The 18,271-nt window shown below is 67.2% G+C and carries 14 protein-coding genes; 11 read left to right on the forward strand and 3 right to left on the reverse strand.

The window, feature by feature from the left end; genetic code table 11:
- The first annotated feature begins 82 nt into the window (after positions 1-82).
- Positions 83-1,036 carry a DEAD/DEAH box helicase gene (locus MKK67_RS01260; protein WP_243961227.1) on the forward strand — a complete coding sequence of 318 codons (954 nt, stop codon included), beginning with the start codon at positions 83-85 and terminating at the stop codon, positions 1,034-1,036.
- Between the two features lie 334 nt (positions 1,037-1,370).
- On the opposite strand, the gene MKK67_RS01265 is transcribed toward MKK67_RS01260, so the two are convergent.
- Positions 1,371-2,672, reverse strand: a complete 1,302-nt coding sequence (locus MKK67_RS01265; protein WP_243961235.1) for a tyrosine-type recombinase/integrase — start codon at positions 2,670-2,672, stop codon at positions 1,371-1,373.
- An 863-nt stretch (positions 2,673-3,535) separates the two neighbouring features.
- Between MKK67_RS01265 and MKK67_RS01270 the strand changes: the two genes are divergently transcribed.
- The 7 genes from MKK67_RS01270 (at position 3,536) to MKK67_RS01300 (ending at position 11,291) form a co-directional block, all read left to right on the forward strand.
- Positions 3,536-4,720, forward strand: a complete 1,185-nt coding sequence (locus MKK67_RS01270; protein ID WP_243961237.1) for an LLM class flavin-dependent oxidoreductase — start codon at positions 3,536-3,538, stop codon at positions 4,718-4,720.
- Between the two features lie 440 nt (positions 4,721-5,160).
- Positions 5,161-6,003: an ABC transporter ATP-binding protein gene (locus MKK67_RS01275; RefSeq protein ID WP_243961239.1), complete on the forward strand. Its 843-nt coding sequence runs from the start codon at positions 5,161-5,163 to the stop codon at positions 6,001-6,003.
- 31 nt (positions 6,004-6,034) lie between these two features.
- The gene (locus MKK67_RS01280) at positions 6,035-7,390 is read left to right on the forward strand and encodes an LLM class flavin-dependent oxidoreductase (RefSeq protein WP_243961253.1); all 1,356 of its coding nucleotides are present in this window, start codon (positions 6,035-6,037) and stop codon (positions 7,388-7,390) included.
- Between the two features lie 5 nt (positions 7,391-7,395).
- A complete protein-coding gene (locus tag MKK67_RS01285) occupies positions 7,396-8,472 on the forward strand; it encodes an ABC transporter substrate-binding protein (protein WP_243961272.1) in 1,077 nt (358 codons plus the stop codon).
- A gap of 33 nt (positions 8,473-8,505) precedes the next feature.
- A complete protein-coding gene (locus tag MKK67_RS01290; protein ID WP_243961275.1) occupies positions 8,506-9,588 on the forward strand; it encodes an ABC transporter substrate-binding protein in 1,083 nt (360 codons plus the stop codon).
- A gap of 13 nt (positions 9,589-9,601) precedes the next feature.
- Positions 9,602-10,414: an ABC transporter permease gene (locus MKK67_RS01295; RefSeq protein ID WP_243961277.1), complete on the forward strand. Its 813-nt coding sequence runs from the start codon at positions 9,602-9,604 to the stop codon at positions 10,412-10,414.
- Positions 10,415-10,526: 112 nt separating this feature from the next.
- Positions 10,527-11,291 carry an ABC transporter permease gene (locus tag MKK67_RS01300; RefSeq protein WP_243961279.1) on the forward strand — a complete coding sequence of 255 codons (765 nt, stop codon included), beginning with the start codon at positions 10,527-10,529 and terminating at the stop codon, positions 11,289-11,291.
- A gap of 65 nt (positions 11,292-11,356) precedes the next feature.
- Here MKK67_RS01300 and MKK67_RS01305 read toward each other — a convergent pair whose 3' ends face one another.
- Together MKK67_RS01305 and MKK67_RS01310 are read right to left on the reverse strand one after the other, a co-directional pair.
- Positions 11,357-12,775, reverse strand: a complete 1,419-nt coding sequence (locus MKK67_RS01305; RefSeq protein ID WP_243961281.1) for an LLM class flavin-dependent oxidoreductase — start codon at positions 12,773-12,775, stop codon at positions 11,357-11,359.
- Between the two features lie 35 nt (positions 12,776-12,810).
- Positions 12,811-13,992, reverse strand: coding sequence for an acyl-CoA dehydrogenase family protein (locus tag MKK67_RS01310; protein WP_243961283.1), 1,182 nt, complete (start codon positions 13,990-13,992; stop codon positions 12,811-12,813).
- Between the two features lie 611 nt (positions 13,993-14,603).
- Between MKK67_RS01310 and MKK67_RS01315 the strand changes: the two genes are divergently transcribed.
- From MKK67_RS01315 to MKK67_RS01325, 3 genes are all read left to right on the forward strand, one after another.
- On the forward strand, positions 14,604-15,389 hold the full coding sequence (locus tag MKK67_RS01315) for a MetQ/NlpA family ABC transporter substrate-binding protein (RefSeq protein WP_243961374.1): 786 nt from the start codon (positions 14,604-14,606) through the stop codon (positions 15,387-15,389).
- 185 nt (positions 15,390-15,574) lie between these two features.
- On the forward strand, positions 15,575-16,912 hold the full coding sequence (locus MKK67_RS01320; protein WP_243961286.1) for an LLM class flavin-dependent oxidoreductase: 1,338 nt from the start codon (positions 15,575-15,577) through the stop codon (positions 16,910-16,912).
- 18 nt (positions 16,913-16,930) lie between these two features.
- Positions 16,931-18,271, forward strand: a complete 1,341-nt coding sequence (locus MKK67_RS01325; RefSeq protein ID WP_243961288.1) for an LLM class flavin-dependent oxidoreductase — start codon at positions 16,931-16,933, stop codon at positions 18,269-18,271.

The following is an 18,271-nucleotide window of genomic DNA, read 5'->3' on the forward strand; positions in this document are numbered from 1 at the left end:
AAGCGGAGCATGTACGGCCGCGCGAAGTTCGATCTTCTGCGCCAGCGCGTCCTCCATACCGCCTGAGATCGACCCGTAGAGCTTGGCCGTACGGAGGCTCGCCAGCACCGAAAGTGCGGATGAACCAAAGTTACACGCCGATCCACATCTAGCACTGCGGCGCATCAAGGACGTCGTCGCGCGGGATCTGCCGGAGAAGGTGCGGCGTCTGCACCCACGACCGATGCCGGATCGTCAAGCGGAGGCCTATGAGGATGCCCACTTCAAGCTCGCGCAGGGGGGCGCCGGGGCTGCGCTCAAGATGCTGCACCACATCCGCACCGTCTCGGTCCATCCCAGCCTCGATACGGCCGAAGCGGACGCCGCCTTCGTAGAGGCGTCGGCGCGGCTCAGCGCCGTGTTCGAGATCCTCGGCTCGGTCGCCGAGTGGGGCGAGCGCGCGCTCGTCTTCGTCGAGCATCGGCGCATGCAGCACCGATTTGTCGAACTCGCCCGTGCGCGGTTCGGCCTACCGCGCGTCGATCTGATCAACGGCGACACGCCGATCTCGCAGCGCCAAGCCATCGTCAATCGGTTTCAGCGGCATCTTGATGGTGAAGGGCAGTTCGACCTCCTCGTCCTCGGCCCGAAGGCGGCAGGTACGGGGCTGACGCTTACGGCAGCGACGCACGTCATCCACCTTTCGCGCTGGTGGAACCCGGCGGTCGAGGAGCAGTGCAACGACCGCGTCCATCGGCTTGGTCAGACTCGCCCGGTTACCATTCATGTGCCGATGGCCATCCATCCGGGCTATCGAGAGGGCTCGTTCGACTGCCTGCTCCACGGCCTGATGCACCGCAAGCGCCAGCTGGCTGCGTCGGCCCTATGGCCGATGGGCGACACGCAGGCGGACGTGGGCGAGCTGACGCGTCTACTCGACGGTGCGGCCAAACACGAGGGAGCGGACTCCGTGCGCGGCGCCGTCACTGCGATGTTCGCCCGGGACGGATTAGAGGCGCCCATCTGGGAGCAGGATGGCTCAATCCGGGTGTCGTGAACACCGGCTAAGCCGGTTTGAATCACCCCGGCGATCGTTCTGGACGGGTGTCCACGGGGCGGTACACAAAGGGTATTGCGGGTATTCGCTAAGTCATTGTTGTCGCTTGCCTAGCAGCACTCTGGGGACATTCCCTCCATCTCCGCTATGAGGCCGGAAATCTCAACGACGCGGTTCTCATCCATCTCTCTGGCTAGCTTTCGCCGTATTGGAGTTTCGTATCCGCTTCCGGCTAGCTACGAGAAAGTTTCGGGATTCTGCAGTTTGTGGTTAAAATTTGCTGTCAAGAAACATAATCAAAGTAAATCCAACTCGGTATTGTGAGTTACCGTAGTCATTCTGCGCTTCTAAACTGTTCATCGGCGGATGGCGCATCAATTAGGCCGAGCTTTGGCAGCGATCGGCGCACCGCCTCGGCCACGTATGTCGGCGTGAGATGGGCGTAGTGTTTCTCGGTGACGCGCGTGTCGGCGTGCCCTAGCTGGTCGGCGATGACGCGCATCGGCACCCCGCGCATTGCCAGCATGCTGGCGTAGGTGTGCCGCAGGATGTGAAACGTGCACGGCGGCTCAAGTCCCGCCCGCGCCGAGGCTTCGATCAGCGGCCGCTGCTGGTGTGAGGCTCCCCAGGCTCCTCCATCCGTCCGGGAGAAAACCAGCGCGGTCCTTGGCCGCTCGGCGGTGAGCGCGGCGAAGAAGGTGGCCCCTTCGTCGCTCAGTGCGATATGGCGCGGCTTGGCTTGCTTCGATTTAGCGATCATCACGGTGCGCGCTTGCGCGTCGAAGTCGGACGCCCGGATCCGCCCGAGCTCGCCATAGCGGCACCCTGTCGCTAATGCGCCGCGCACGAGATCTCGGAATGGCCCGTCGCAGGCGTCGAGCAGGCGCCGGCACTCGTTGGCGGTCAGATAACGGATTTTAGCGGCATCAGCCTCGCGGTACGGCTTCACCCGGCGCCACGCCTCGTCCGAGCCAGCCTTGCCCTCCTGAAACGCATGGTTGAGCGCGGCCTTCAGGACCGTCAGCACTCGGTTGGCCGTCGAGCGCCGCGCTCGCACGGCCTCAGGGTCCGCCGAATCGACCGCGGCCAAACGTCGTGTTTCTTCCCCAGACTTGGTCCGGCGCAGCTTCGGCGCCTCGGCGAGGTCATGGTGCCACTCGCGAATGCGTTTGGTTGTCAGCGCTGTCAGTTCGAGCGCGCCGAGCGCCGGCAGGATGCGTGCCTCGGCCGCGTAGCGGTCTGCCCGCACGCCCTTCGACCCGCGTCGCTCCCGCGCGGCGAGGTAGTCGGTCAACGCCGCCGCGACCGTCCAGGGGACTTCAACAGCCTCCTCATCGAGGCCAGCGAGCTCACGCGCCTTCCGGGCGAAGTAACCGCGCGCTCGCTCCTGAGCCTGAGCGAACGAGAACACGGTCAGGCCGTCGGCATCCCGGCTGTCGTCGGCGGCGCCGAGCGCGTCGTAATGTTGTTTGGGCCCGTCGCGCATCCGCGCGACCCACGTGCCGCCATTGGCGCCGCGGCGGTAGCCCACGGCGCAGCCGGCCGAGATCACCGTCCAGTACGGCTCCCGGCGAGGCGCGAGTTTGGCGCGCCCCGAACGCGTGTCGAGCTTTGCGTTGCGTATCGTGCGAGCCATGGCGCCCTCCCCGCTTCCGTACGGAAATCGTACGGAAAAGGCGTAGGCGGACGCTAGCGAACCTGCAAGGACGAAAGACCCTGTCTACAGAGCGGATTAGGAGTTCGTCGACGTTCGCCGACCGCCGCAAAATGCCTCGTTACCACTCTTTCACGGCGAAAACACGGGTTCGATTCCCGTAGGGCGCGCCAATAAAATCAACCACATAGCATCAATGTTTGCGAGCGTAGCGTCGACAGACCGCCGCGCTCAGCATGCGGCAGGCTGGGGATGGCCCGGTTGCGCTGACCTTCAACAGTGATGGTGAGACCGTTGGGGTCCGCCCGGGTGATGTGGGGGGCGACAGGCTGGCAGAAGACAGAGCAAGGTCACACACGAACCCGCGATTCCATCCCGTCCATGACCAAGCCACCGCGTTCAGGCTGTCCAGCTCACCAAATTCGGCGATAAACCACCTTGCCGGTGACAGATTACGCGCAGTGGCGAACTGGACTTCGAGCGCTCGCTTGTCCCGAATGAGTTTTTGAGGCGGGATTTCCGTTTGTTCATCGTCCGATGAGAGATTTTTTGAATTCGGTGTTCGGTTTCATGGAGATAATTCTCCGAAGTCTATCATACATAAAATATAAATTCCTTGTTCGATCGATTGCTTTGCATCACCATGAGTCCAGTTGGGACGACGAAAGCTCTGTCATAAATTGACGGCTGCTATGGGCCGTGCAGGCTCATCGAGAGCCAGCATCGGATGGCGCGCTGAAGCCTCGTCAGCCTGTCAGGTCTTCGTGCGGGCAAGCCTGTTTTCCCGTCGTGCTCATTGAGACGCGGGATGGCTTGCCCGTGAACAGTCGCAAGAGGATGGTGCAGTGGTGCTCTCCCATGCCCCCGGATCGCTGGTCGGCCTCGATCGTTTCGCGGCCCCGACCGATTTCCCGGAGAGCCCGCTGTCGAAAGTGTTGCGCGAGCAGCCGATCCTGCTCGGCCTCTTCCTACCGATCCAGGCCGGCGGCTGGACGAACTCGACGTTGGAACGCTCGACGGACTGGCGCTTCGACTACAATCGCGACCTCGTCCTGCGCGCCGAGGAACTCGGCTTCGATCTCGTCTTCGCCTTGAGCCAATGGCTGCCAAAGGGCGGTTATGGCGGCGTCTTCAACGGGCAGGCGCTGGACAGCTTCACCACCATCGCCGCGCTCGTCGCGCTGACGAAGCGCATCCTGCTGATCTCGACGATGCATGTCCTCTACGGACCCTGGCACCCCCTGCATCTCGCCAAGTTCGGGGCGACGCTCGACCATATCTCCAAGGGCCGCTGGGGCATCAAGGTCGTGACCGGCCACCGCGCGGTGGAGCACGCGATGTTCGGCTGGGACCGGATCGAGCACGATCGCCGCTACGAACTGGCCGCCGAGTTCGTCGAGGTGCTGCAGCGCCTCTGGCAGGACGAGGAGAATTTCTCGTTCGAAGGCCAGTCGAGCTGGCGGATGCGGGGCGGCTACGTGTCCCCGAAGCCGCATTACGGCCGGCCCATCCTGGTCAACGCCACGGGCTCGGACGCCGGAATCGCCTTTGCCGGGCGCTATTCCGACATCGTCTTCATCACGAGCCCGGCGGGCTCGGACATCCAGTCCACGCTGGAGGCGCTGCCTGCCCATACGGACAAGGTGAAGCGCAGCGCCCGCGAAGTCGGTCGCGCGGTGCGGACCCTGATCAACCCGCTGGTCATCGCCCGGCCCACCGAGAAGGAAGCCTGGGACCTCGCGGACCGGATCGTCGCCCATGCCGACACGCGCAGCCCGAAGGGCTTCAAGAGCTTCGAGAGCGACGCCCAGGCCTGGAAGGGGCGGGAGGGCCGCACCGATCCTTACGGGCAGATCGGCGGCAACATCTATCTCGTCGGCACGCCCGAGCAGATCGTCGAGCAATTCGTGGGGCTGAGGACAGCCGGCATCGACGGGCTTCAGCTCAGCTTCTTCGACTTCAAGGAGGATCTCGAGATCTTCGGCTCCGAGGTGCTCCCGCTGATGAAGCAGGCGGGCCTGCGCAACTGATGAGCCCCTCGGCGTCCACGAAAGATCGCTGCGGCCCGTGGTATTGAAGCTCGGGACATCCTTTCGAACCACGCGCGGAGAGGATGGCTTATCATAATAATCGCGTAAATTAAAAATTCATTTCGTTGACACGGGAGCGCTAAACGGACAGTCTTGCGTGATGCACCATTTAATTATTAGGCTATGTGATTGAAATTGTTGCGGCAATTATCTCACATCAGGCGGGTTATAACACATCGGTATGCCATAAAGATCTTTGGTCGTTGCCAAGGTCGCAATTTCAAATCTTGGGATCCAGAGTCTTGCCCGGGAGAGCGCGCATTTCTTCTTGCCAACCAAGTTCCTCCGGCAGCGAGAGCTGCGGCCCGATCCCAGATGCGGCTGTCGGTGCCAGACCCGGTGGCCGGGTGAGCCCCCTCTAAACAATCGAGGATCGTCGCATGGCCAATGGAGAACTCGGCCTGCAGGGCATCGCCAAGACCTTTACGGTCGACGGGCGCCTGCTTCCGGCGCTCGACGGCATCGACCTCACGGTCACGCCCGGCGAGTTCATCACCATCGTAGGTGCGAGCGGCTGCGGGAAATCCACGCTGCTGCGCATCCTTGCGGGGCTCGAGACCGACCATGCCGGCGCGGCGATTCACGACGGCAAGACGATCCGGGGGCCGAGCCTCGCGCGGGGGCTCGTCTTCCAGGAGCCGCGGCTGTTCCCCTGGCTCACGGTCGAGGCGAACGTGGCGCTGGGGCTCGAGAATGCGGGGCTGAGCCGCGACGCGAAGCGCGCGGCGGTCAGCGAGCACATCGCCCTGGTCGGCCTCACCGGCTTCGAGAACGCCTATCCCCGCCAATTGTCGGGGGGCATGGCGCAACGCGCCGCCATCGCCCGCGGTCTGGTGAACCGTCCGGGTGTCCTCCTGCTCGACGAGCCCTTCGGGGCGCTGGACGCCTTCACCCGGGCCCATCTCCAGGAGGAGCTCCAGGGCATCGTCGCCCGCGAGGGCATCACGGCGGTGCTCGTGACGCACGATGTGGATGAAGCCGTCTACCTCGGCGACCGCGTCGTCGTGATGGCGCCCAGGCCCGGGCGGATCACCCGCATCGTCGTTGTGGACGAGCCTCGGCCGCGCAGCCGGACAGAGGCGGCCCTCCTGCACAAGCGGGAGGCGGTGCTCGCCGCGCTCGATTCCGGCAGCTGGGGGCGGCCGGAGCCCCGCCGGCTCGATGCGCCGGATGAGCCCCTGCGTCAGCCGGCCGCCGCGATCGCCCTCCAGGGCGCGGCCTGAACCGCAATCCCGAACGGCAGGCGACCGCACCATGCCCCAAGACCGCCAGATGAAGCTCGGCGCCTTCCTGATGACGGACGGCCACCACGTCGCGGCCTGGCGCCACCCGAAGGTGCGCCCCGACGCCTCCGTGAGCCTCGACCACTTCCTCAACCTGGCGAAGCGCGCGGAGGCGGCGAAGTTCGACGCCCTCTTCCTGGCGGATTCGAACGGTGTGCGCGAGCGCGGGCTCCAGGCCCTGAGCCACAATTCGCGGGCCGCGAGCTTCGAGCCGCTGACGCTTCTCTCGGCCCTCGCCACCGTGACAGAGCGGATCGGCCTCATCGCCACGGCGAGCACGAGCTTCAACGAGCCCTTCCACGTCGCCCGCACGTTCGCCTCGCTCGACCTCATCAGCGGCGGGCGCGCCGGCTGGAACGTCGTGACCTCGTCCTCCGATTCGGAGGCGTTGAACTTCAACCTCGACAAGCATTACGCCCATGCGGATCGCTACGCCCGGGCCCGCGAGTTCGTCGCGGTGACGACCGGGCTCTGGAACACCTGGGAGGACGACGCCTTCCTGCGCGACCAGGACAGCGGCCTGTTCTTCGACCCGCAGAAGCATCACGTGCTCGACCATCGGGGCCGCTACTTCAAGGTGCGCGGCCCGCTCAACGTGCCGCGCTCGCCGCAGGGCCACCCGGTGATCGTTCAGGCCGGCTCCTCGGCGGCGGGCGTGGACCTCGCGGCCGAGACCGCGGAGGTCGTGTTCACGGCCCAGCAGACCCTGGCCGACGCGCAAGCCTTCTACGCCGACCTCAAGGGCCGGGCGGAGACTTACGGGCGCGACCCCGACCACATCAAGATCATGCCGGGGATCTTCCCGGTCGTGGGGCGGACGGAGGCGGAGGCGCAGGAGACGTTCGAAGCGCTGCAAGCGCGGATCCACCCGGTCGTGGGGCTGGCGCTGCTGTCCTCGACGCTCGGCGGCTTCGACCTGACCGGCTATCCCCTCGACGGGCCTCTTCCGGAACTGCCGGAGACCAACGGTCCGAAGAGCCGGCAGAAGCTCCTGATCGACCTCGCCCGGCGCGAGAACCTGACGATCCGCGAGCTCTACCTGCAGATCGCCGGCGCGCGCGGCCATTGGCAGCTCGTCGGCACCGCCGAGCAGATCGTCGATCGGCTGGAGGAACGCTTCCGGAAGGGCGGCGCCGACGGCTTCAACGTGATGGCGCCGTTCCTGCCGGGCGGACTCGAGGATTTCATCGCCCTCGTGATCCCCGAGCTGCGCCGTCGCGGCCTGTTCCGGACCGAGTATGAGGGCCGAACCCTGCGCGAGAATCTCGGGCTGCCGTTCCCGGCCCATCGGGCGCGGACGGCGGCCCCGCTCCAGGCGGCGGAGTGACGGCGATGCCGCGCGTGCTTCGTCGGATCGTGGCGCTGGCGCTCGGCGTTGCGGCGCTGCTGGGCCCGGTACAGGTCTCCGTCGCCGCGGAGCGGGTGACGATCCGCATCGGCTATGCCGGCCCCGCCGCGGAAGGCGGACGCTTCGTGAGCGGCCCGGTCGGGGTGATCGCGAGCGAGCGCTACATCGAGCGGGCGTTCGCGGACGATCCGGCGGTCACGGTCGAATGGTCCTTCTTCAAGGGGGCCGGGCCGGCGGTGAACGAGGCCCTGGCCTCCGGCCAGCTCGACTTCGCCTTCATGGGCGACCTGCCATCCCTCACGGCGCGCGCGGCCGGCCTGCAGACGCGGATCCTCATGGCCACGAGCCCGCGCGACAACCTCTACCTCGTCGCGCGCCCGGATTCCGGCATCGCCGCGATCGGCGATGTTCGGGGTCGGCGCGTCGCGCAGTTCCGGGGCACCTCGACCCACCTGACGACGGACCGCGCCCTCGCGCAGCACGGGATCGACGCGCGGGACATCCGCTTCTTCAATATGGACGACGCCACCGCCCTCGCGGCAATCGCCTCGGGCGACGTGGACGCCGCCTTCGGCAAGTCGATCCTGCTGCGGCTGGTGGAGCAGGGACTCGCCAAGGTCGCCTTCAGCACGAAGGGCGATCCCGCGACGACCGCGAGCAACCATCTGCTCGTCGCGGCCGCGTTTGAAGCCGCGCATCCCGATTTGGTAGCGAAGGTGGTCCGCGGCACGCTGAAGGCCCTGGCCTGGTCCTCACGCGAGGAGAACCGAGAGGCGGTCTTCGCCATCTGGGCGAAGTCGGGGACCCCCATCGACGTGTTCCGGGCGGATTACGAAGGGCAGGCGCTGGCCTATCGCCTGTCGCCGCTCATCGACGACCTGCTGGTCGCGAGCTACCGCTACAAGGCCGCGCAGGTGAAGGCGCTGGGCCTGGTGCGCCGGCCGGTCGACGTCACCGGCTGGTTCGAGCCGAAATACCTCGATGCCGCCCTCAAGGATCTCGGCCTGGAGAAGGCCTGGATCCGCTACGCCGCCGACGGAAAACCCCTCGGCAATTCCTGATCCCGACGCACCTCCCTCCGCAAGGATTCCGACGTGATCGCAGCACGATCCTCATGGCGCGTCATCCGCACCGCGCTCCTCGCCTCCCTCGCGCTCGCTTTCCCCTCGCTGGCGCGCGCCGAACCCTTGACGATCCGGATCGGCTTCGCCTCGATCGGCGTCGACAACCGACCCTTCGCGGGCGGGGACACGCTCGCGGTCGCCCATGCCGAGGGATACGTGCAGCGCGCCCTCCAGGCCGATCCGGACGTCAAGGTCGAGTGGTCCTTCTTCAAGGGCGCCGGCCCGGCCGTGAACGAGGCGATCGCCAACGGCCAGCTCGACTTCGCCCTCCAGGGTGACCTGCCCTCGATCATCGGCCGGGCGAGTGGACTGAAAACCAAGATCCTCGCGGCGACCGGCGCCCATGCGCCGACCTACCTCGCCGTCGCGGACGGGTCGAGCATCAAGGGCGTGACGGATCTGCGCGGCCGCAAGGTCTCGATCTTCCGCGGCACCAACAACCACCTCGCCGTGGTCAAGATTCTGGCCGCGAACGGGCTCACCGAGCGCGATCTCCAAGTCCTCAACATGGATACGGCCACGACCAACGCGGCACTGGCGAGCCGGGACATCGAGGCCGCCTTCGGCAACTTTCCCCTGATCTCGCTCGCCGAGCAGAAGAAGGCCGCGATCGTCTACGCCACCAAGGGTAACGATCGCGGCCTGGAGCGGCAGAGCGCGTTGCTGGTCACGGAGGCGTTCGAACGCGCCCATCCCGATCTCGTCGCCAAGGTCGTGAAAGCGCTGGTGGAGGCCGCACGCTGGTCGTCGGATGAGGCGAATCGAGACGCGTTGATCGCGGTGTGGGCAAAGTCCGGCACGCCGGCTTCCGTGTTCCGCTACGACCTGGCCGATCAGGAACTGCGCTATCGCAATTCGCCGCTCGTCGATCCGTTCTTCGTCGAGCAATACCGGGTGCAGGCCAGGCAGGCCAAGGCGTTCGGCCTGATCCGGCGCGACGTGGACGTCACCGGATGGTTCGAGCCGCACTACGTCGATCAGGCGGTGCGGGAACTCGGTCTCGAACGCTACTGGGAGCGCTTCGGACCGGACGGCAAGCCGCTGGGCTCGTGAGAAAGAGCCGCCGATGAGCCCCCTCGCCTTCGCGCCGGCCAGGCCGAATGATTTCACCGCGGTGCTCCTTGTACGAGTGCGGCACGCGGCGATCGGCCTTCTCGTGCCGCTCACCCTCGTGCTCGTCTGGGCGCTCGCCTCGGCCCGGGGCTGGTTGCCCGAACAGGTCCTGCCCGCGCCGAGCTACGTCTGGCAGAATCTGCGCGACATGGCCGCGAGCGGCGAACTCGCGCAGCATGCGGGGATCAGCGCAATCAGGGTCGCGGCGGGCTTCGCGGTAGGAGCGGGGCTCGGCCTGCTGCTCGGGATCGCCATCGGGCTGTCGCGCCCGGTGGAGGATTACGTCAGGCCGCTGTTCACCGCCGTGGCGCAGGTGCCCACGATTGGCTGGATCCCGCTCCTGATGCTGTTCCTCGGCATCGGCGAGACCTTGAAGATCGTCGTCATCGCCAAGGCGGCGTTCTTCCCGATGGTGGTCAATACCGCCGCCGGCATCCGGAACATCCCGGTGAGCTACAAGGAGGTGGCCGCAGTGCTTCGCCTCACGCGGTGGCAATCCCTGCGCCGGCTCGTCCTCCCGGGCGCGTTGCCGGCGATCTTCACGGGCGTGCGCTACAGCCTGACCAAGGCCTGGACGGCCCTCGTCGCGGTGGAGTTGCTCGCCTCGTCCGAGGGGCTCGGCTACCTGCTGGTCTGGAGCCGACAAATGTTCTGGCTCGACACGATGCTGGCCGCGATGCTGGTCATCGGCCTCGTCGGCTACGTGATGGACGCGATGCTGGCCGCCGCGGAAGCGCGGCTCCAGGCATGGCGGATCGACGCTTAGAGCCGTTCCCGATCGCGTTGCAATCGGGAACGGCTCTCAGTCATTGATTTCACGCGCTTGCTTGCGCCGAACCGGTATCCCCTTCGGCGGCGAGTGCTCGAGCGAGATCGCCATGTCCCGTACGACTGCGACCCGGATCCGACGCGGCCTCACGCTCCCCGTGCTGCTCCTCCTCGTCTGGGAGGCTGCGAGCCATGGCGGGCTGGTCGATTCGCGCTTCCTGCCTCCGCTCGAACGCCTCGCCGACACGGCGTGGCGCGAGGCGACGGAGGGCCGCCTGCTCGGCGATCTGGCCGCAAGCCTCGCGCGCGACCTCGTGGGCTTCGCCATCGGCACAGTGCTCGGGCTCGGATTCGGTACGCTGTTGGGCGTCTCCCGCGGCGCCGAGCGGCTGCTCGGCCCGATCTTCCACGCCGCCAAGCAGGTGGCGGTCCTTGCCTGGATCCCGATCATCTCGGTCTGGTTCGGCTTCGCCGAGACCGCGAAGATCGTCTTCGTCGCGCTCGCAGCCTTCATCCCGGTCGCCTTGAACACCCACGAGGGCGTGCGCAGCGCCTCCGTCCAGCTCGTCGAGGTCGGACGTGCCCTGCGCTTCTCGCGCTGGCAGATCGTGCGGCGCATCTTCCTGCCCTCGGCCGCCCCCGCGATCCTGACCGGCGTTCACTTGGCCCTGATCTACGCGTGGCTCGCCACGGTGGCGGCCGAGTATTTCATGACGGTGGGGCCCGGCATCGGCGGTCTCATCATCGCAGGGCGGGAGCGCTTCCAGATGGATCTCGTGATGCTCGGCGTCGTGATCCTGGGCTGCGTCGGCTTCGCGCTCAACCAGGGCGCCGCTGCGATCGAGACGCGCGTGCTGCGCTGGCGGGGGGCCTAGAGAGGCGGCCAAGCGAGGCGGTTGCGAGGCTTCGCTGCATCGCTTGTTCCAAGGGGGGCGCAGGCTCAGGTCGGGGCCAAGCCGGTTGGGGCCGCATCCCTCTGCATGCCGCCCGATTCCGCGAGCGCGGCCCGGAACCGGGCTGCCGGATGGGTGTCCGGCAATAGGCGTCCCCGGCCGAAAACCTTCTCGCGCAGCGTGCCCGCCCGGTAATCCGTCTTGTAGAGGCCCCGGCGCTGGAGTTCCGGCACGACGAGGTCGGCGAAGTCGCTGTAGCCTTCGGTGGTCACGGCGTAGCTCAGGTTGAAGCCGTCGATGTCGGTCTCGTCCATCCAGCCTTGCAGCGCGTCCGCGACCTGGGCCGGCGTGCCGATCACCACCGGCCCGCGTCCGCCGATGGTGTTGTGGGTGACGACCTCGCGGATGGTCCAGACCTTCTCGGCCCCCGCGAACGAATCGATCAGCGAGGTGACCGCGTTGTCCTTCTTCTTGGTCGGGAAAGGATCGTCGAGCGCGTAGCGCGAGAGGTCGATGCCGCTCCAGCCCGACAGCAGGGCGAGCGAGCCTTCGAGGTCGATGTAGCGCTGGTAGTCGCGGTACTTGGCGTGCGCCGCGGCCTCCGTCTCGTCCACGATGACGGTGACGAGCGAGAAGAACTTGATGTCGTTCGGATCCCGGCCGAGCCCGGCCGCCCGGGCGCGGGTGTCGGCGACGTTCCTGGCGACGTTCGCCTGCGACGGATCGCTCAGGAAGACAGCCTCGGCATGGCGCGCGGCGAAGTCTTTGCCGCGATGCGAGGTGCCCGCCTGGAACAGGAAGGGGGTGCGCTGGGGCGAGGGGTCGACGATGTTGACGCCCTCGAACTGGAAGTGCTCGCCGCGATGGACGACCTTGCGGATCCGGGCCGGGTCGGCGAACACCCCGCTCGCCCGGTCGGCGACGAGGGCGTCGTCGGCCCAGCTGCCTTCCCAGAGAGCGTAGACGGCGTCCAGGAACTCGTCGGCGATGTCGTAGCGCAGATCGTGCGCCTTGACGCCGGTACGGCCAACCGCCCGTGCGCCCGCATCCGAGAAGTTCGTCACGATGTTCCAGGCGACGCGCCCCTTCGTGAGGTGGTCGAGCGTGGAGAAGCGCCGCGCGAAGATGTAGGGCGCCTCGTAGGAGACCGAGCCGGTGATGCCGAAGCCGAGATGCTCGGTGACCAGCGCCATGGCCGAGACGAGGAGCGTGGGATCGTGCTTGGGCAGTTGCACCGCGCGCCGGAGCGAGGCGTCGGCGTTGCCCTGGTAGATGTCGTGGATGCTGATGCTGTCGGCGATGAAGAGCGCGTCGAACTTCCCCCGCTCCAGGATGCGGGCGACATCCGTCCAATAGTCCAAGGTCGAGAATTCCAGCGAGCGGTCGCGGGGATGGCGCCAGAGCCCGGGCGAGAGGTGGACGGGGCTATGGATGGCGAAGCCGTTGACGCGGATTTCCTTGGTCACGGACCTATCCTCGCGATCGGGGGTGTGTTGCCGGGTCAGCGGAAGGCGCCGGGCGTCGGGTAGTCGCCGGTCAGGAACCAGGTCCCGACGGTGCGGGTCTTGTATTCGGCCGGGTTGTGGAGCGTGTGGATGCGGACGTTGCGCCAGAACCGGTCGAAGCCGTTGGCATTCGTCGCGGAGCGCGCGCCCATCACCTCGAAGATCTGGCTCGTGACTTCGAGGGCGATGGTACCGGCATAGACGTTGGCGGCGGCGATCCGGATCGCCGCCCGTCCGCGCTCCGCTTCGGTCAGGTCGAGCCCGCGGGCGGCGGCTTCGTCGAGCGCCGCGGCCGCGTCGTCGGCCAGCTGCGTCGCGGCCTGGGTCTTGATGTAGAGGTCGCCGTAGACGCGCTTGATCCAGGGATCGTCGACATGGCGCTCCACCCCGGAGTCGATCCAGGGGCGCGATGTCTCGACGGTATAGTCGCGCGCGGCGAGCAGCGCCCCCTGCGCGCTGCCGACGAAGACGTTCAAGAGGACGCTCTGCTGCTGGAATGGGGTCAGCGTCTGGTAGGGCTCGGCCGTTTCCACCCGAAAGCGGAAGACCTCGTCGTGGTGAACCTGCACGTTCGTGTAGGTGACGCGCCCGCTCCCGGTCTGGCGCTGGCCGATCCCGTCCCAGTCGTCCTCGACGCGGATGCCCGCGCGGTCGGCCGGGATGGCTGCGAAGTGGCGCAGGTTCGTGTCGCGATCCTCCCAGGCCACGTGCAGGTAATCGGCGATGTGGGAGCCCGAGGTGAACGGCCGGTAGCCGTCGAGCACGTAGCCGTCCGCGACCGGCTGGCCGAAGAGGCTCTTGGAAAAGCTGTTCGCCGTGTTGCCCCAGAACCAGTTGCCCGCCGCGGAGCGCCGGTAGATGTCGGCGGCCTGCTCCGCGGTCCCGCGCAGATGGGTGGCCTGGAGGGCGCTGAAGTGATAGCCGAAGAGGTGGCCGAGCGAGCCGTCCACCTTGGCGAACTCCCGGACGATCTTGAGCACCGTCGACCACCGCTCGCCCTGGCCGCCATGCGCCTTCGGGATGAGGAGGGTGAGGAGCCCGCTCTCCTTGAGCAGGCGCAGCTGCGCGGTCGGGCGGCCACCGGCCTTGTCGCGCGCGACCGCGTCCTCTGCGAAACGCTGCCGCAACGCCGCGGCCGAGGCGAAAGAGGGGTTGGACGGGTCGAGTTCGAAAGGCATGGCCGGGAGGGGGTGAGATGGCGCTCAGGCGTTGATCCACACGTGGGCGATCATGGCGGTATGGGCCAAGGTCACCAGCACCGGCGGCTCGGGCTGGATGATCGTGGTCAGGATGCCCCCGCGCCGAGGGCGAGGCCCCGGCCGAAGCCGCGGCGAGACATCAGGATCATGCGATCGAAGGACGGAGATGCGCCCGATCACACATCGGGCCGCACGATCTTAGGAGCCTGAGCCCACGCGGCACAATTCTCTTCTTTGCTGGAAAAAACGAATCCTTGGCTCCATTTGCGTGTAAATTCAGCAAAAACATTCTTGTTGACTTGGGGTGTCGACCTTTGAATGCTTGGTTTCATGGTTGCGCTCGAACCAAGATCCTTCATCCGCCGCAACCATCTTCACTGTTTGAAAGGACTTTCGGTCATGCGGCCCGGTTTCTCGTGCGGTGTCGAAGGCACGCGTACCCGCCCGATGACCCTGAAATGTCTTCCGGCGGCGCGCGGTCCGAACGTCGCCGACCTCATCGCTCGGCGCGAGGGGATCCGGTGACCGAGCGGTTTCTCCGCGCGGGCCCGCGCCCGGCACGTCGTCATGTCCTCGCAGGTCTCTCGGCTCTGCTCGCCGTCCCGACCGCTGCATCCGCGCAGACATCGGCCTCGGCGAAGAAGACGCTGCGCGTCGGCTTCGCTCCGGGACCCTACCTCGACGCGTTCAAGCTCGGCGTCGAGCCGCAGCTGAGGCAGCAGGGCTACGATATCCGCACCCTGCAGTTCAGCACGGGGTTGGAGGTGAATTCCGCCGTCGCCACGAACGAGATCGACGCGAACGTGATGCAGCACAGCGTCTATCTGAACGCCTACAACGATCGCAACGGCACGGACCTCGTAGGAATCGTGCAGGTCCCGACCCCGCCGATGGGCCTCTACGCGCGCAAGCACAAATCGGCTTCCGAGGTCCGGCCGGGGGCGACGGTGGCCGTGCCCAACGATCCGGTGAACCTGGAGCGGGCGCTGAAGATCCTGCGCGACCTCGGGTGGATCGAGCTGAAGCCCGCGGCGAACCCGGTCGACGTGACCGAGCTCGATGTCGTGAAGAACCCGAGCGGGATCAGGCTCACGCTGCTCGAGAGCGCGCAGGCCCCGCGCGCCCTCGACGATGTCGACTTCGCCGCGATCCAGGGGAACTTCGCGATCGACAGCGGGCTCAAGCTGACCGAGGCGATCGCGCTCAAGAAGATGACCGCGCCCTATCTCAACGTCGTGGCGGTGAGACAGGGCAACGTCGAGGCCCCGTGGGCGCGCGACATCGTTGCGGCCTACCGGGCCCCCTTCTTCCGCGACGCGATCAAGGGCAACCGCAGCTATGACGGCTTCGCGCTGCCCGACTATTTCGCCTCCTGACGCCGCGGCCGCGACAGTCCGCCTGATGCCGACACAATCGCGATCAGGTCGATCGTTCTGCGATCGACCGCGACGGCAGAAGAGCGGATCGACACGACCTCTTAAATGGAACGAACATTCTATGGACGGGAAAAGTTTTTCTTTGTCTTATGCGATGGATTGAATCTCGGCCCCGCCTCAGCCCCATGTCGCGCAGACACTTGCATCTGAACGTGAACATCCTGCATGCCGGCTTCTTCGCGTCGGCGTGGCGGTTGCCGGAGAGCCGGCCGAGCGCCTTCACCGAGATCGCGCATTACGTGAAAACGGCGCAGATCGCCGAGCGCGGCAAGCTCGATGCGGTCTTCCTGGCCGATACGCCGTCGCTCGCCGAACGCCCGGACCTGCGGTCGTTCCTCTCCCTCGAACCGACGATCGTGCTCGCGTCCATCGCGGCGGCCACCGAGCGCATCGGACTGATCGCGACGGCCTCGACGACCTACAACGAACCCTACAACGTGGCCCGCCGCTTCGCGACGCTGGACCATGCCAGCGGCGGCCGGGCGGGCTGGAACGTCGTCACCACGGCCGACGCCCAGGCCTCCGCCAATTTCGGCCTGGAGGCGGTGCCCGATCACGCCACGCGCTACGCCCGAGCCCAGGAATTTACCGAAATCGTGCGGCTCCTCTGGGACAGCTGGGACGACGACGCCCTCGTCGGCGACAAGGCGGCCGCGCGCCTGATCGACCCCGCGCGTCTCCACGCCATCGACTATCACGGGCGGCACCTGTCGGTCGCCGGCCCGCTCAACCTGCCGCGCTCGCCGCAGGGGCGACCGGTCCTCGTCCAGGCGGGCGGATCGGATGACGGGCGCGACCTCGCGGCGCGCTTCGCGGAGGTCGTGTTCAGCGTCGGCCAAACGCCGGAGGAGTCGCGCGCCTACGCGGACGATCTGCGCCGCCGCGCGGCCCGCTACGGACGAGCGCCGGACACGCTGGTCGTCCTGCCGGGTCTGGCCACGGTGATCGGCTCGACGGAGGCCGAGGCGAAGCGGCGCCGGGAGGAACTGACCGACCTCATCCCCATCGCCTACGGCCTGTCCCGCCTCGGCGCGACGCTCGGGGTCGACCTGACGCACTACGACCTGGACGCGCCGCTGCCGGAGATCGCGATCCCGGCGAACGGCAGCACGACCTTCGCCCAGGCGATCCTCGCGCATGCGCGGCGTGACGGCCTGAGCCTGCGCCAGCTCATCGGCTCGCTCGGCGGCGGCACGGGCCACCGCATCGTCGTGGGCACGCCCGAACAGATCGCCGACGACATCGAGCACTGGTTCCGCGCCGGCGCGGCGGACGGCTTCAACCTGATGCCGGACGTGCTCCCGACCGGTCTCGAGACCTTCGTCGACACCGTGGTGCCGATCCTGCAGCAGCGCGGTCTGTTCCGCCGCGCCTACGACGGCGTCACCCTGCGCGACCATCTCGGCCTCAATCGGCCCGCAAACCACTTCGCGGCGGGCGCGCCGCAGCGCCTGTCCGCCTGACCCAGCCGAGGATCCCGCATGCCGAAGCGGCAGCTCTCCCTCAACGTCTTCGTCTTTCCGGGCGGCCACCACGAGGCGGCGTGGCGTCATCCGGATTCGGACCCGACCCGCGTCCTCGACATCGGCTTCTACCAGGATCTCGCGCGCAAGGCGGAGGCCGCCAAGTTCGACGCCGTCTTCTTCGCAGACGGTCCGGCGCTCGCCGACAACATCCGCTACGCCGCGCGCTTCCGCCTCGAGCCGCTGACCTGGCTGTCCGCGCTGGGCGCGGTGACGGAGCGCATCGGCCTGATCGGAACGGCCTCCACCACCTACTACGAGCCCTACAACCTCGCCCGGCTGTTCGCCTCCCTCGACCATCTCAGTCACGGCCGCGCGGGCTGGAACATCGTCACCACCTCGGCGGCCCAGGCGGCGCAGAATTTCGGGCTGGGCGAGCACCCGCCGCACGGCGACCGCTACGAGCGGGCGCGCGAGTTCGTGGAGGTCGTCGGCAAGCTCTGGGATAGCTGGGCGGACGACGCGGTGCTGGCGGACGCCGCCTCCGGGATCTACGCGGACACGACGCGCATCCATCCGATCGACCATGCCGGCCGGCACTTCCGGGTGCGCGGCCCCCTGAACATCCCGCGCACGCCGCAGGGCCGCCCCGTCTACATCCAGGCCGGCGCGTCGGATGACGGCCGCTTCTTCGCTGCGCAATACGCCGAGGCGATCTTCACGGCGCATCAGACCTTCGCCAGCGCGCAGGCCTTCTACGCCGACATCAAGGACCGCGTCGCCGCCCTCGGGCGCCGCCCGGAGCACGTGAAGATCCTGCCGGGGATCAGCCCGTTCATCGGCAGCACGCAGCGGGAGGCGGAGGCGCTGGAAGCGGAGTTCAACGCGCTGATCCAGCCGGAATACTCGTTGACCCAATTGCGCAACATGACCGGTCTCGACCTCGCCGGCTACGACCTCGACGCGCCCTTCCCGCGCCACCTCATCGACACGGACACGCGCTTCGGCGTCGCGAGCCGCTTCAAGCTGATCGTGGACATCCTCGACCGGGAGAAGCCGACCCTGCGTCAGCTCATCCAGCGGCTCGCCGGCGCGCGGGGCCACTACGTCTTCGTTGGGACCCCAGAAAAGGTCGCCGACGAGATCGAGCATTGGTTCGTGAACGGCGCCGCCGACGGCTTCAACGTCATGCCGCCCTCGCTGACGGGCGGACTCGACGCGTTCATCGATCATGTGCTGCCGATCCTGCGCCGGCGCGGCCTGTTCCGTACGGACTATGCCGGGCGGACGCTGCGCGACCATTACGGCCTGCCGCGCCCGGAGGTGCCGTCTCTCGCGGAGGTGCGCGCGAGCGCCTGA

Origin of the sequence: Methylobacterium sp. J-072 (genome assembly GCF_022829425.1) — a bacterium.
Lineage (GTDB): Bacteria > Pseudomonadota > Alphaproteobacteria > Rhizobiales > Beijerinckiaceae > Methylobacterium.